General features: G+C 68.9%; 14 protein-coding genes and 1 tRNA gene. 9 read left to right on the forward strand and 6 right to left on the reverse strand.

The features are described 5' to 3' along the window. Window positions 1-247 (forward strand): hypothetical protein (locus B551_RS26825; RefSeq protein ID WP_216599685.1); only part of this gene is annotated, 247 nt, incomplete at its 5' end. Between the two features lie 19 nt (window positions 248-266). Here B551_RS26825 and rpoZ read toward each other — a convergent pair. The 3 genes from rpoZ to B551_RS02780 form a co-directional block, all read right to left on the reverse strand. Next, window positions 267-470 (reverse strand): DNA-directed RNA polymerase subunit omega, encoded by a 204-nt coding sequence (rpoZ, locus tag B551_RS02770; protein ID WP_006578656.1) that lies wholly within the window; start codon window positions 468-470, stop codon window positions 267-269. A 79-nt stretch (window positions 471-549) separates the two neighbouring features. After that, entirely contained in the window at window positions 550-1,248 is a 699-nt protein-coding gene (gmk, locus tag B551_RS02775; protein ID WP_052511243.1) for a guanylate kinase, read from the reverse strand. Window positions 1,249-1,253: 5 nt separating this feature from the next. After that, a complete protein-coding gene (locus tag B551_RS02780) occupies window positions 1,254-2,189 on the reverse strand; it encodes a YicC/YloC family endoribonuclease (RefSeq protein ID WP_006578658.1) in 936 nt (311 codons plus the stop codon). Between the two features lie 258 nt (window positions 2,190-2,447). Here B551_RS02780 and rph point away from each other — a divergent pair, with 258 nt between their 5' ends. The 3 genes from rph to hemW are packed head-to-tail and all read left to right on the forward strand — an operon-like array spanning window position 2,448 to window position 5,097. Continuing rightward, window positions 2,448-3,167: a ribonuclease PH gene (gene rph, locus B551_RS02785; protein WP_006578291.1), complete on the forward strand. Its 720-nt coding sequence runs from the start codon at window positions 2,448-2,450 to the stop codon at window positions 3,165-3,167. A gap of 8 nt (window positions 3,168-3,175) precedes the next feature. Next, window positions 3,176-3,856 carry an RdgB/HAM1 family non-canonical purine NTP pyrophosphatase gene (gene rdgB, locus B551_RS02790; protein ID WP_253281319.1) on the forward strand — a complete coding sequence of 227 codons (681 nt, stop codon included), beginning with the start codon at window positions 3,176-3,178 and terminating at the stop codon, window positions 3,854-3,856. Further along, a complete protein-coding gene (gene hemW, locus B551_RS02795; protein ID WP_006578289.1) occupies window positions 3,853-5,097 on the forward strand; it encodes a radical SAM family heme chaperone HemW in 1,245 nt (414 codons plus the stop codon). Before rdgB ends, hemW begins: the two co-directional genes overlap by 4 nt. 93 nt (window positions 5,098-5,190) lie before the next feature. Here the strand turns inward: hemW and B551_RS02800 are convergent, their stop codons facing one another. Continuing rightward, a complete protein-coding gene (locus B551_RS02800; RefSeq protein WP_006578288.1) occupies window positions 5,191-5,682 on the reverse strand; it encodes a glycine zipper 2TM domain-containing protein in 492 nt (163 codons plus the stop codon). Between the two features lie 232 nt (window positions 5,683-5,914). Between B551_RS02800 and B551_RS02805 the strand changes: the two genes are divergently transcribed. Continuing rightward, window positions 5,915-6,004 (forward strand) — tRNA-Ser (locus B551_RS02805). A gap of 140 nt (window positions 6,005-6,144) precedes the next feature. Here B551_RS02805 and B551_RS02810 read toward each other — a convergent pair. Both B551_RS02810 and gudD read right to left on the reverse strand, forming a co-directional pair. Further along, the gene (locus tag B551_RS02810) at window positions 6,145-7,101 is read right to left on the reverse strand and encodes a tripartite tricarboxylate transporter substrate binding protein (protein ID WP_006578287.1); all 957 of its coding nucleotides are present in this window, start codon (window positions 7,099-7,101) and stop codon (window positions 6,145-6,147) included. Between the two features lie 108 nt (window positions 7,102-7,209). Continuing rightward, window positions 7,210-8,562 (reverse strand): glucarate dehydratase, encoded by a 1,353-nt coding sequence (gudD, locus tag B551_RS02815; protein ID WP_006578032.1) that lies wholly within the window; start codon window positions 8,560-8,562, stop codon window positions 7,210-7,212. Between the two features lie 163 nt (window positions 8,563-8,725). Between gudD and B551_RS02820 the strand changes: the two genes are divergently transcribed. The 4 genes from B551_RS02820 to B551_RS02835 all read left to right on the forward strand — a co-directional run bounded on the left by B551_RS02820 (window position 8,726) and on the right by B551_RS02835 (window position 13,534). Beyond that, window positions 8,726-9,523, forward strand: a complete 798-nt coding sequence (locus tag B551_RS02820) for a FadR/GntR family transcriptional regulator (protein ID WP_006578033.1) — start codon at window positions 8,726-8,728, stop codon at window positions 9,521-9,523. Window positions 9,524-9,742: 219 nt separating this feature from the next. Next, a complete protein-coding gene (kdgD, locus tag B551_RS02825) occupies window positions 9,743-10,660 on the forward strand; it encodes a 5-dehydro-4-deoxyglucarate dehydratase (protein WP_006578034.1) in 918 nt (305 codons plus the stop codon). A gap of 127 nt (window positions 10,661-10,787) precedes the next feature. Beyond that, window positions 10,788-12,365 (forward strand): aldehyde dehydrogenase (NADP(+)), encoded by a 1,578-nt coding sequence (locus B551_RS02830; RefSeq protein ID WP_023263439.1) that lies wholly within the window; start codon window positions 10,788-10,790, stop codon window positions 12,363-12,365. Between the two features lie 203 nt (window positions 12,366-12,568). Further along, window positions 12,569-13,534 (forward strand): hypothetical protein, encoded by a 966-nt coding sequence (locus B551_RS02835; protein WP_006578611.1) that lies wholly within the window; start codon window positions 12,569-12,571, stop codon window positions 13,532-13,534. The last annotated feature ends 119 nt before the right edge of the window (window positions 13,535-13,653 follow it).

Here is a 13,653-nt window from a genome sequence, read left to right on the forward strand (position 1 = left end):
GGCTACGGCGCGCTCGCCCACCACGTCGTCGCCCAGGGGATCGGGCAGGTTCGGCGCGCCGGTGCGCGCCGCGGCGCGCGTCTCCCCCGTGCTGCCCGGCTTGGGCGACGATCGCGAGGAAGAGCGCGGCGACGAGGGCATGATGGCGGCCTGTGGTTCAGACGTGGGCAACGAGTGCGATCAGGACAATCCGGTCGACCAAAGCGACGATCGGGCGGGATGCCAGGGTAGCTCGCAATGCCGTTGAAAACCGGGCCGCCGGCCGATCAGGTCGGAACCTTCTTCAGCATTTCGATGCCGACCTGGCCCGACGCGATCTCGCGCAGTGCCACCACGGTCGGCTTGTCCTTGGCCTCGACCTTCGGCGTGTGCCCCTGCACCAGCTGGCGCGCGCGGTAGGTCGCCGCGAGCGCGAGCTCGAAGCGGTTCGGGATGTGTTTCAGACAATCTTCGACGGTAATACGCGCCATATCAAATCTACCTTGAGACAGAACCTATGCGATGGCCGCCATTTTACCGCAGGTGGCCCGCGGCCCCGCGGCCTCGCATTCAGTGGATGCCGAGTTCGATGAACAGATCGGCGTGCCGCGCCTTCTGCGACGAGAAACGCAGCCGCGTGGCACGCACCACGCAGCGCAGCTTTTCCAGCGCTTCGTCGAACACGTCGTTGATGATCACGTAGTCGGCTTCGGAGGCATGCGCCATCTCGCTGCCGGCCGCCAGCAGGCGCCGCACGATCACGTTGGGCTCGTCCTGCCCGCGCTTGCGCAGACGCTCCTCGAGCGCGGTCAGCGACGGCGGCAGGATGAAGACCTCGACCGCGTTGGAGAAGCGCTTGTGCACCTGCTGCGCGCCCTGCCAGTCGATCTCCAGCAGCACGTCGTGGCCGTGCGCCATCTGCTGCTCGATCCAGACGCGCGAGGTCGCGTAGTAGTTGCCGTGGACCTCGGCCCATTCGAGGAAGTCGCCGCGATCGCGCGCCTCGCGGAAGGCCTCGATCGTGGTGAAGTGGTACTCGCGTCCGTCCTGCTCGCCCGGGCGCGGCGGCCGCGTGGTGTGCGAGATCGACAGGCGGATCGACGGGTCCTGCGCCAGCAGCGCGTTGACCAGCGTGGACTTGCCCGCGCCGGACGGGGCCACCACCATGAACAGGTTGCCGGGGTATACGGTGTCGATCGCGGTATGCGACTGCGCCGGCGCGCTGGCTTGCAAGTTCGCCGCAGGATGAGGCTGAGTAGGGTTGCTCATGTTCGTCATTCGAGATTTTGAATCTGTTCGCGCATCTGCTCGATCAGCAGCTTGAGCTCCATCGACGCATCGGCCAGTTCCTTGGCCGCGGCCTTCGAGCCCAGCGTGTTGGCCTCACGGTTCAGCTCCTGCATCATGAAGTCGAGCCGCTTGCCGACCTGGCCGCCCTTGTCGAGGATATGCCGGGTCTCGTTCAGATGCGCCTCGAGCCGGGACAGCTCCTCGGCGATATCGATGCGGATGCCGTAGACGGTCGCCTCCTGGCGGATGCGCTCGCCGATCTCGTCGCGCGACATCGACGGCATGCCGTTCGGCGCGACCAGGTTGAAGGCCTCCTGCAGGCGCTCGGTCAGCTTGTCCTGGTGCTGCGCGATCAGGTCCGGCACCGCGGGCGCCAGGCGCTGCACGATCGCCAGCATCGCGTCGATGCGGTCCACCAGCGTGGCCTTGAGGGCATCGCCCTCGCGGCGGCGCGCTTCCAGCAGTTGCGCCAGCGCGTCCTTGGCCGCGCCGAGCACCGCTTCGCGCAGCGCGTCCTGCGACAGCTCGGGCTCGATCAGCACGCCGGGCCAGCGCAGGATCTCGCCCATGCGCAGCGTGCCGGCCTGGTCGAAGGTCCTGGCGACGGTGGCTTCCAGCTCGCGCAGCTGCGCCAGCAGGCCGGTATTGAGCGCCAGCGCCGCGCCGCCCGCGTCGGTGCGCTGCAGATTGATGCGGCATTCGAGCTTGCCGCGCGACAGCTTGGCCATCAGCATCTCGCGCAGGGCCGGCTCGAACGCGCGGCACTCTTCCGGCGCGCGGAACAGCAGATCGAGAAAGCGCGAATTGACGGTGCGGAATTCGACCGACACGGCGGCGGTCCTGCCGCTGGGCGCGCCATGCGCGTCGGTCAGCGGTGCCTGGCGCGTCGCCAGGCCATATCCGGTCATGCTATGGATCATGGATTCGTCTCTTGAAGGGGCTGGCGGCGAGGGCCGCACGGCGCGGCGACCGCGGCCGGCCCGGCAGTGGGCTGACCAACACGGATTGAACACAGTATTGTAAAGAACTTTGCCCCGCGGCCCCTCGCCGCCATGCTGCCGCGCCGCTGCCTTCGTGCCGCAGCGCAAGGCCCGGCGCGGCACCGCCGCCGCCAGCGTCCGGGGGCGCCCGGCGTTAAAATCGCGCCTGTTCCCGATTTTCCTTCCAAGAGAGCCTCCATGCGACCCAGTGGACGCGCGGCCGACGCGCTGCGCCCGATCACCCTGACCCGCCACTACACCCGCCACGCCGAAGGTGCGGTGCTGACCGCCTTCGGCGACACCAAGGTACTGTGCACCGCCAGCGTGCTGACCAAGGTGCCGCCGCACAAGAAAGGCAGCGGCGAAGGCTGGGTGACCGCCGAATACGGCATGCTGCCGCGCGCCACCCATACCCGCTCGGACCGCGAGGCCGCGCGCGGCAAGCAGTCGGGCCGCACCCAGGAGATCCAGCGCCTGATCGGCCGGGCGCTGCGCTCGGTGTTCGATCTGTCCAAGCTCGGCGAATACACGCTGCAGCTCGATTGCGACGTGCTGCAGGCCGATGGCGGCACCCGCACGGCCGCGATCACCGGCGCCTTCGTCGCCGCCCATGACGCCGTTTCGGTGATGCTGCGCGACGGCCTGATCGCGGAAAGCCCGATCCGCGACTTCGTCGCCGCGGTATCGGTCGGCATGGTCGACGGCGTGCCGGTGCTCGACCTGGATTACGCCGAGGACAGCGCCTGCGACACCGACATGAACGTCGTGATGACCGGCAGCGGCGGCTTCGTCGAGGTCCAGGGCACCGCCGAGGGCGTGCCGTTCTCGCGCGCGCAACTCGACGCGATGACGCAGCTGGCCGAGCGCGGCATCGCGCAGCTCGTCACGATGCAGCGCCAGGCGCTGAATCTGGCATGACGGCGGGCATGATGGCGAACTCGACCGCGGGCATCGCCATGCGCGCCGCGCAACGTCTGGTGCTGGCCTCCAACAATGCCGGCAAGCTGCGCGAGTTCGGCGCGCTGCTGGCGCCGCTCGGCTTCGATGTGGTGCCGCAGCGCGAGCTCGGCATCCCCGAGGCCGAGGAACCGCACGTGACCTTCGTCGAGAACGCGCTGGCCAAGGCACGCCATGCCAGCCGCCTGTCGGGCCTGCCGGCGCTGGCCGACGACTCGGGCATCAGCGTCGACGCGCTGGGCGGCGCGCCCGGCGTCTACTCGGCGCGCTACGCGCAGCTGGCCGGCAAGGAAAAGAGCGACGCCGCCAACAACGCGCATCTGATCGCCGAACTGGCGGGTCAGGCCAATCGCCGCGCGCACTACTACTGCGTGCTGGTGCTGGTGCGCCATGCCGACGATCCCTGCCCGATCATCGCGGAAGGCCGCTGGGACGGCGAGGTCGTCGACACGCCGCGCGGGGACGGCGGCTTCGGCTACGACCCCTACTTCCTGCTGCCGGCGCTCGGCAAAACGGCCGCCGAACTGTCGGCCGAAGAGAAGAACCGCGTCAGCCATCGCGCGCTGGCCTTGCAGGCGCTGTGCGAGCGGCTGCGCCGGGATGCGGCCACGGATAGCGCCGCGGATACCGCCGCGCAAGGCCGGCCATGATTCCGATCGTCCCCGTCCCCGGTGCCACGCCCGCCCCCGCTTCGTCCGGCGGCGACAGCGTCGGCCTGTGGCTCAAGCCCGGGCAGATTTCGCTGCCGGCCTCGCCGCCGTTGTCGCTGTACGTGCACGTGCCCTGGTGCGTGCGCAAATGCCCGTATTGCGACTTCAATTCGCACGCGGCGCCCGACGGCAGCGAGATTCCCGAAGCGGCGTATCTGGACGCGCTGCGCGCGGACCTCGAGCAGTCGCTGCCGCTGGTATGGGGGCGCCCGGTGCATACGGTCTTCATCGGCGGCGGCACGCCCAGCCTGCTGTCGGCCGCCGGCATGGACCGGCTGCTGTCCGACATCCGCGCGCTGCTGCCGCTGGACGCCGATGCCGAAATCACGATGGAGGCCAACCCCGGCACCTTCGAGGCCGAGCGCTTCGCCAGCTATCGCGCCAGCGGCATCAACCGGCTGTCGATCGGCATCCAGAGCTTCAACGACGAACATCTGCAGGCGCTGGGCCGCATTCACGGCGGCGCCGAGGCCCGCGCCGCGATCGACATCGCGCTGCGCCACTTCGACAACGTCAATCTGGACCTGATGTACGCGCTGCCCGGGCAAACCCTCGCGCAGTGCCGGCAGGACGTCGAGACGGCGCTGTCGTACCGCACCACGCATCTGTCGCTGTACCACCTGACGCTGGAGCCGAACACGCTGTTCGCGCGCTTCCCGCCGGCGCTGCCGGACGACGACACCGCCTACGAGATGCAGGACTGGATCGAGGCGCGCACGGCCGAAGCCGGCTATCGCCATTACGAGACCTCGGCCTATGCGCAGCCGCATCGCGAGGCGCGCCACAACCTGAACTACTGGCGCTTCGGCGACTACCTCGGCATCGGCGCGGGTGCGCACGGCAAGCTGTCGTTCCCGCATCGCGTGCTGCGCCAGATGCGCTACAAGCATCCGGCCACCTATATGGCGCAGGCGATGGCGGGCAACGCGGTGCAGGAAGCGCGCGACGTCGATGCCGCCGAGCTGCCGTTCGAATTCATGCTGAATGCGCTGCGGCTGACCGACGGCGTGCCGGCGAGCCTGTTCCATGACCATACCGGCCTGCCGCTGCATGCGATCCGCCGCGAGCTGGCGCAGGCAACCGACAAGGGATTGCTGGACCCGGACCCGACCGTGATCCGTCCAACCGAGCTGGGACGGCGCTTCCTGAACGATCTGCAGGAGATCTTCCTGAAGTCTTGAGTGGCAGCGGGACAGAGAACCGCACCAATGAAAAAGGCCGCGATTCGCGGCCTTTCTCCATTTCATGCCGCCATCGCAGCGGCGGGCATCGCGTCAGATCGGCGACGCCATGTCGTTGGCGACCTGCACGCGCTGGCCGACCTGCAGATTGTTGGCCTGGCGCTGCGTCACCGTGGCCATGCGGCCATCGTCGAGTCGTACGTGCACGCGATAGACGGTTTCCATGCCGCCGGTGGCGCGCTGTTCGATCTGGTTGCCGGCCACGCCGCCCGCCACCGCACCGCCGATCGTCGCGATGGTCTGGCCGCGGCCGCCGCCGATCTGGTGGCCGAGCAGGCCGCCGGCCAGACCGCCGATCACGGTGCCGAGCAGACCCGAGCTGGCGCCGCGAGGTTGTTGAATCGGTTCGATCGCTTCGACGCGACCGTAGAACACCGAGCCGGCCGGCGCCTGGTAGGACCCCTGGCCGTAACCCGTATTGGCCGCCGGGGCGCCGTAGCCATAACCGCCACCGGGTGCCGCGCAGCCCGCGGTACCGATCGCGGCCGCCAGCGCGGCCATGCCAAACAAAGTCTTGCCATTCATTTAATGTTCTCCTGACTGGGACGAGAAGAGACGGGATGCGGCGCACCGCCGCTACCCTCCTGCCCTAGGAGGTATACATCCAGACAAGGTTCCGCGATGTCGGACGGACGCCGACAGGGCCGGTTTCTTGTCTTCCCGCGGTGCAAGATGTGTAACGAGGCGTTTCCAACCCCACCCGCATACCGCCTTGCTATAATGCGCGGCCGGCGCAAGGCCGGCCCATCATGGGACTGGAGACGTGGCCGAGTGGTTTAAGGCAGCAGTCTTGAAAACTGCCGATGGGGTGACCCATCCGTGAGTTCGAATCTCACCGTCTCCGCCACTGCAAACGCCAGACCCTCACGGTCACATCCGCACGGCGACACCCGAACGGCGACACAGAAACGGCGATCCTTCCCCACGCAATAAAAAAGCCCCGCACCAGGCGGGGCAACGACATGTCGTGGAGCGATCGTCCGATCTTCAATCGATCGTGATCTTGCCGGCCTCGATCACGTTCTTCCAGCGCTGCAGCTCCTGGTTCTCGAACTGCGCGAACTGCTCCGGCGTATTGGCGACGACCTCGAAGCCGGTCTCGGCCAGCTTGGCGCGCATCTTCGGCTCGGTCAGCGAGCTGACCAGCGCGCCGTGCAGCTTCGACTTGACGTTGGCCGGCAACCCGCGCGGCGCGGCGACGGCCTGCCACGAATAGACCTCGACATCCTTGACCCCGGCTTCGGCCAGCGTCGGCACATCGGGCAGCAGCGGCGAGCGCTTCTCCGACGTAATCGCCAGCGCCTTCAGCTTGCCGGCCTTGATGTGCTGGATCACCGCGTTGATGTTCTGGAACGAGACCTCGACCTGGCCGGCCAGCAGGTCCTGGATCGCCGGGCCGCCGCCCTTGTACGGCACGTGCAGGCCGTCGGTGCCGGTCTTCTGCCAGAACAGCGCCGCGGTCAGATGATCCGACGAGCCAGCGCCCGACGACGCGAAGCTGACCTTGCCCGGGTTCTTCTTCATATGGGCGACCAGGTCCTGCACGCTGCGCGCGGCGACCGAGGGATTGGCGACCAGCACGTTGGGCGCGCGCACCGCGACCGTCAGCAGGTCGAAGTCCTTGGCCGGATCGTACGGCAGGTTCTTCTGCAGGAACGGGTTGACCGCGTAGACGCCGATCGACGCGATCATGATCGTGTAGCCGTCGGCCGGCGCGCGCTTGACCATCGCCGCGCCGATCGCGCCGGTGGCACCCGGGCGGTTCTCGATGACGAAGGGCTGGCCCAGCTTTTCGTTCAGCGGCTGCGCCAGCATCCGCGCGATGGTGTCGGTCGATCCGCCGGGCGGGAACGGCACCACCACCGACACCGGTTTCTGCGGCCAGTCCTGCGCGGCCGCGGTGCCGGTGGCCAGCAGGCCGCCGGCGAACGCGCCGGCCAGCATGCCCGCGGACAGCATCAGCCGCGGCAGGCGGCGCACACAAGTGATGAAGGTCTTGCTCATGTTGTCTCCTGAATCTCTGTTCGTTGTCGAAGGGATCGCCGGCACCGGCTACCGCACCATGCACGGCGCCTTGTTGTCGAATTTCCAGCCGGGGATCAGGAACTGCATCGCCACCGCGTCGTCGCGCGCGCCCAGTCCCATGCTGCGATAGCACTGGTGGGCCTTCTCGAGCTCGGCCATGTCGATCTCCACGCCCAGCCCGGGCCGCTTTGGCACCTGCACCATGCCGCCCTCGATCTTCAACGGCTCCCTGGTCAGGCGCTGGCCGTCCTGCCAGATCCAGTGCGTGTCGATCGCGGTGATCCGTCCCGGCGCGGCCGCAGCCACATGCGTGAACATCGCCAGCGAGATGTCGAAGTGGTTGTTCGAATGAGAACCCCACGTCAGCCCCCACTCCGCGCACATCTGCGCGACGCGTACCGAGCCCTGCATGGTCCAGAAGTGCGGATCGGCCAGCGGGATGTCGACCGACTGCAGGCGCACCGCATGGCCCATCTGCCGCCAGTCGGTGGCGATCATGTTGGTCGCCGTCGGCAGTCCGGTCGCGGTGCGGAATTCGGCCATGATCTCGCGGCCCGAATAGCCGTCCTCGGCGCCGCACGGATCTTCCGCATAGGCCAGCACGCCATGCTTGTCGCGGCACAGCCGCACCGCCTCTGCCAGCGACCAGGCGCCGTTCGGATCGAGCGTGATGCGCGCCTTCGGAAAGCGCTCGGCCAGCGCGACGATCGCCTCCATCTCCTCGTCGCCGCGCAGCACGCCGCCCTTGAGCTTGAAGTCGTTGAAGCCGTAGCGCTGATAGGCGGCTTCGGCCAGGCGCACCACCGCCTCCGGCGTCATCGCCTCCTCGTTGCGCAGCCGGAACCAGGCATCGTCGGCATCGGCCTCCTGGCGATACGGCAGCGTGGTGCGCTTGCGGTCGCCGATATAGAACAGGTAGCCGAGCATCTCGACCGCATCGCGCTGCTGCCCTTCGCCCAGCAGCGCGGCGACCGGAACGTCCAGATGCTTGCCCAGCAGGTCGAGCAGCGCCGCCTCCAGCGCGGTCACCGCATGGATCGTGATGCGCAGGTCGAAGGTCTGCAGGCCGCGGCCGCCGGCATCGCGGCTGGCGAAAGCCTGCCGCACACGGTTCAGCACCGCCTGCCAGGCGCCGATCGGCTGGCCGACCACCAGCGGGCGGGCGTCCTCCAGCGTCTGGCGGATGCCTTCGCCGCCAGGCACTTCGCCGACGCCGATGCGGCCGGCGCTGTCCTTGAGCAGCACCACGTTGCGCGTGAAGAACGGTCCGTGGGCGCCCGACAGGTTCATCAGCATGCTGTCGTGGCCGGCGACCGGGATCACGGTCAGTTCGGTGACGACGGGCGTGGCGCCCGGCGCGGAGATCGAGTGGTCTGTCATGAAGCGTCTCGGAATGCTGTCTCGGATGGCTTGCCGCTACGGGCCGGCCACACCAGTGGGTGAAACGTCGGGCCGCGCCACAAAGTCGGTTATCAGTCGTCGTATGACTTACGACGCAGTATAATGAGCCGTTCGCGAACCGGTCAAGCACGGTACATACCCTATGAAAGCCTCGACCCTGGCCCCCACTCCGCTGCGCCGCCGCGGCCGCACGCTGGCCGAAGAAGCGGTCGCCAGCCTGACTGACAGCATCCGCCAGGGTACGCTGCGCCCCGGCGACAAGCTGCCCACCGAATCGGAAATCATGGCCACGCTCGGCGTCAGCCGTACCGTGGTGCGCGAGGCGCTGTCGCGCCTGCAGGCGAGCGGCCTGGTCGAGACCCGTCACGGGATCGGCACCTTCGTGCTGACACCGCCGCCCGCCGAATCGGCCTCCCCGTTCCGCATCGATCCGTCGGCCATGGTCACCGCGATGGACGTGCTGGCGATGCTGGAATTTCGCGTCAGCATCGAGGCCGAGGCCGCTGGCCTGGCGGCCGTGCGGCGCAGCGACGCCGATCTGGCCGAGATGCGGCGCGCGCTGGACGAACTGAAGCGCACCGCCGCCTCGGGCGGCGATTCGGTCGCGTCCGACTTTGCTTTCCACCTGGCCGTGGCACGCGCGACCGGCAACCGTTACTTCAGCGAGATGCTGGGCCACCTGGGCGCCTCGGTGATTCCGCGCGGCCGGCTGCACGTCACCCCGGGCGACCGGGAGCAATATCTGGAACGGGTCAACTTCGAGCACGACAGCATCTACGACGCAATCGAGCGCCGCGACCCCGATGGCGCCAAGGCCGCGATGCGCATGCACCTGACCAACAGCCGCGAACGCCTGCGCAAGGCCTCGGCCGCGGCCGCCAGTACGCCGGCCTCCAACACGCAGGCCCCCAATACGCAGGCCCCCAATACGCAGGTCTGATAAGCAGGTCTGATAAGCAGGCCTGATAAGCAAGCCTGATCCCGCCCCCTCCGAGGGTTAACCCCCGACGCGGACCCCTTGCGCCATAGTTGTATGATGTCTTACGATATCGAACGTCGAATGGCGCTTCCCTACCGCGGCGCCTTCGCCGTCCAACGTTGCGCATTCGGGCAGGACACCCAGCCCTTTCCTCGGTAAATCGGTAAATCGGAAACCACCATGTCCCTGAACCCCCAAGACCTCAAACAGATCATCAGCGCCGGCCTGCTGTCGTTCCCGGTGACCGATTTCGACGCCAATGGCGACTTCGCCGCGGCGTCCTACGCGAAGCGCCTCGAATGGCTGGCCCCGTATGGCGCCAGCGCGCTGTTCGCCGCCGGCGGCACCGGCGAGTTCTTCTCGCTGGCGCCGAACGAGTACAGCGACATCGTCCGCACCGCGGTCGACACCTGCCGCGGCAAGGTGCCGATCATCGCCGGCGCCGGCGGCCCGACCCGCGTGGCGATCGCCTATGCGCAGGAAGCCGAGCGCCTGGGCGCCCACGGCGTGCTGCTGCTGCCCCACTACCTGACCGAGGCCAGCCCCGAAGGCATCGCCAACCACGTCGAGGCGGTCTGCCGCTCGGTGTCCTGCGGCGTGATCGTCTACAACCGCGCGGTGTGCCGCCTGAACGCGGTGCAGCTGGAACGGCTGGCCGAGCGCTGCCCGAACCTGATCGGCTACAAGGACGGCCTGGGCGACATCGAGCTGATGGTGTCGATCCGCCGCCGGCTGGGCGAGCGCTTCGCCTATCTGGGCGGACTGCCGACGGCCGAGGTCTACGCCGCCGCCTATCGCGCGCTGGGCGTGCCGGTCTACTCGTCGGCGGTATTCAACTTCATTCCGAAGACCGCGATGGACTTCTATCGCGCGATCGCCGCCGAGGATCACGAGACCGTCGGCCGCCTGATCGACACGTTCTTCCTGCCCTACCTCGACATCCGCAACCGCAAGCAGGGCTACGCGGTCAGCATCATCAAGGCGGGCGCCCGCCTGGTCGGCCACGATGCCGGCCCGGTGCGTGCGCCGCTGACCGATCTGAGCGAAGAGGAATGCGCGATGCTGCAACGGCTGATCGACAAGGTCGGCGGCCAGTAAGCCCGTCCATGCACGCCGCGCCCGGCCATGCCGGCGTGGCGCGCGCCATCATGCCCTCGGCGCATCGGCCGCTCGCGGTATCGCACCGCGGCGGCCGCTGCGCCATCGACGTTTTCAGGAGAAGCCAATGAAGATCACCGGAGAGATGCTGATCGGCGCCAGCGCCGTGCGCGGCCAGGACGCCGTGCTGCAGGCGATCGATCCCGCCAACGGCGCGACGCTGGGCCCCGACTTTCATGGCGGCGGCGCGGCCGAGGTCGACCGTGCCTGCGTGCTGGCCGAACAGGCCTTCGACGCCTTCCGCAACACGCTGCCGGCGCAGCGCGCCGCCTTTCTGGAGCGCATCGCCGACGGCATCGAGGCGCTCGGCGACACGCTGATCGAACGCGCCCACCGCGAAAGCGGCCTGCCGCTGGCGCGGCTGCAGGGCGAACGCGGCCGCACCGCCAATCAGCTGCGCCTGTTCGCGCGCGTGCTGCGAGACGGCCGCTGGCAGCAGGCCACCTGGGACAGCGCGCTGCCCGAGCGCACGCCGCCGCGTCCCGACCTGCGCATGCAGAACATCGCGCTGGGTCCGGTGGCGGTGTTCGGCGCCAGCAACTTCCCGCTGGCGTTCTCGGTGGCCGGCGGCGATACCGCGTCGGCGCTGGCGGCGGGCTGCCCGGTGGTCGCCAAGTCGCACCCGGCGCACCTGGGCACCTCCGAACTGGTCGGCCGCGTGATTCAGCAGGCGGTGGCCGACGCCGGCCTGCCCGAGGGCGTGTTCTCGCTGGTGCTCGGCGCCGGCAACGAGATCGGCACGGCGCTGGTCGCGCATCCGGCGATCCAGGCGGTGGGCTTCACCGGCTCGCGCGGCGGCGGCCTGGCGCTGAGCCGCGTGGCGCAGCAGCGGCCGCAGCCGATCCCGGTCTATGCCGAGATGAGCAGCATCAATCCGGTGTTCCTGTTGCCGGCCGCATTGGCCGCGCGCGGCGAGCGCATCGCCACGGAGCTGGTCGATTCGCTGGTGCTCGGCGTGGGCCAGTTCTGCACCAACCCGGGCCTGGTGATCGCGATCGACAGTCCGGCGCTCGCCGCGTTCCGCGCGGCCGCGGTGCAGGCGCTGGGCGGCAAGCCCGCCGGCACGATGCTGACGCCCGGCATCCACCAGGCCTATCAGCAGGGCGTGGCAAGCCTGGGCGAAATCAACGGCCTGCAGCGCATCGGCACGGGTCTGGCCGGCAGCGGACCCAACCAGGCCTGCGCCGCGATGTTCGAGACCAGCGCCGCGCAGTTCATCGCCGATCATCGGATGCAGGCCGAGGTGTTCGGCCCGTCGTCGGTGCTGGTGGTCTGTCGCGACATCGACGAGATGGCCGCGCTGACGCGCAGCCTCGAGGGACAGCTGACCGCCACCGTGCATGCCGATGCCGGCGACCACGCCGCGGCCGGGCAACTGTTGCCGGTGCTCGAGCGCAAGGCCGGACGGGTGCTGTTCAACGGCTATCCGACCGGCGTCGAGGTGTCGTACGCGATGGTGCACGGCGGCCCCTTCCCGGCCACCTCGGACGCCCGCACGACCTCGGTCGGCGCCGCGGCGATCTCGCGTTTCCTGCGGCCGGTCTGCTATCAGAACGTGCCCGCGGAACTGCTGCCGCCGGCGCTGCGCGACGACAATCCGCTCGGGCTGTGGCGGCTGCGGGATGGGGAGTTGGGCAGGGCATAGCCGGCCAAACGTTGTCGTCCCCGCGAAGGCGGGGACCCAGTGGCGTTCAAAGACGCTGGGTTCCCGCCTGCGCGCGAGCGACGGAGTGGCCCGCCATGGCCGGCGGCGACTGTGTGATCCATCCCACAGTCGCCGCAGGTCGACGTACGTACAGTGACACTGTCACCGCAACGTGTGCCCGCCGGCCACAGAGGACCGCCATCATGACCGCCCCGCCGCGCCCCCTGCGCATCCCGCCCGAATCCGCCCATGTCGTGGTGGTAGGGCCGGTGCGAAATTGCGGCGCGACGATCGCGGGCGAAGTGGCACACCTGCGCAAGGTCCTGGCGGGCTTCGCCTCGGTCGGCTTCCTGCTGGTCGAGAGCGATTCCAGCGACGATTCCGTCGAGCAGTTGCGGCAGCTGGCCGCGCAGGTACCGGACTTCGCCTTCGAATCGATGGGCGCGCTGCGCGAGCGTCATCCGGCGCGCTGCGACCGCATCGCGCTCTGCCGCAATGTCTATGTCGAGCGCCTGGCCACCGACCCGCGCTATGCGAGGATCGACTACGTGATTGCCGCCGACCTGGACGACATCAACCATGGCCTGACCGCCGACGCGGTGCTCAGCTGCTGGCGCAGCGAGTTGGACTGGGCCGGCATGACGGCCAACCAGCGGCTGGGCTACTACGATATCTGGGCGCTGCGCCATCCGGCCTGGTCGCCGGTCGACTGCTGGGCCGCCTATCGCGACATCGTCGACGTGGTGGGGCATCGCCAGGCGCTGGAGATGTGCGTCGCATCGAAGCAGATCCGCGTGCCGGCCGACGCCGCGCCGATCGAGGTCGAATCGGCCTTCGGCGGCTTCGCGGTGTACCGGCGCGATGCCTTCGTGACGGGACGCTATGTCGGGCTCGACGCCAACGGCGGCGAGATCAACGAGCACGTGTCCTTCCACGCCGACCTGCGCGCGCGGGGACATCGCATCTATATCAATCCGGCGATGATCAACGCCGATTTCACCGAACACACCTATTACAAGACGCGCCTCGGCCATCTGCGCAAGGAGCTGATGTGGCGCGTGCGCGAGACCGCCGATTCGCTGCATTGCCGCGAGCAGCTCGAAGCGGCGATCGACGCGATCAAGCGGCGGCTGGCGGGCCCAATCGACCCACCCGGCAAGCTGCGCTGATGCCGCGGCGCATCGCCGTATCGCCGTATCGCCGGGCCGTACGTCCTCAGGCCGCCGCGCGCAGCGGCGCGGCCGAGCTCGCTGCCGAAGCCGGCGCCGCCGAGGCGGCAGGCGACGTG

Origin of the sequence: Cupriavidus sp. HPC(L) (genome assembly GCF_000307735.3) — a bacterium.
Lineage (GTDB): Bacteria > Pseudomonadota > Gammaproteobacteria > Burkholderiales > Burkholderiaceae > Cupriavidus.

Coding starts and splice junctions, on each gene's coding strand:
- rpoZ (WP_006578656.1), bottom strand. CDS start 470: ATGGCGCGTATTACCGTCGAAGATTGTCTGAAACACATCCCGAACCGC.
- gmk (WP_052511243.1), bottom strand. CDS start 1,248: ATGAGCAACCCTACTCAGCCTCATCCTGCGGCGAACTTGCAAGCCAGC.
- B551_RS02780 (WP_006578658.1), bottom strand. CDS start 2,189: ATGATCCATAGCATGACCGGATATGGCCTGGCGACGCGCCAGGCACCG.
- rph (WP_006578291.1), top strand. CDS start 2,448: ATGCGACCCAGTGGACGCGCGGCCGACGCGCTGCGCCCGATCACCCTG.
- rdgB (WP_253281319.1), top strand. CDS start 3,176: ATGATGGCGAACTCGACCGCGGGCATCGCCATGCGCGCCGCGCAACGT.
- hemW (WP_006578289.1), top strand. CDS start 3,853: ATGATTCCGATCGTCCCCGTCCCCGGTGCCACGCCCGCCCCCGCTTCG.
- B551_RS02800 (WP_006578288.1), bottom strand. CDS start 5,682: ATGAATGGCAAGACTTTGTTTGGCATGGCCGCGCTGGCGGCCGCGATC.
- B551_RS02810 (WP_006578287.1), bottom strand. CDS start 7,101: ATGCTGGCCGGCGCGTTCGCCGGCGGCCTGCTGGCCACCGGCACCGCG.
- gudD (WP_006578032.1), bottom strand. CDS start 8,562: ATGACAGACCACTCGATCTCCGCGCCGGGCGCCACGCCCGTCGTCACC.
- B551_RS02820 (WP_006578033.1), top strand. CDS start 8,726: ATGAAAGCCTCGACCCTGGCCCCCACTCCGCTGCGCCGCCGCGGCCGC.
- kdgD (WP_006578034.1), top strand. CDS start 9,743: ATGTCCCTGAACCCCCAAGACCTCAAACAGATCATCAGCGCCGGCCTG.
- B551_RS02830 (WP_023263439.1), top strand. CDS start 10,788: ATGAAGATCACCGGAGAGATGCTGATCGGCGCCAGCGCCGTGCGCGGC.
- B551_RS02835 (WP_006578611.1), top strand. CDS start 12,569: ATGACCGCCCCGCCGCGCCCCCTGCGCATCCCGCCCGAATCCGCCCAT.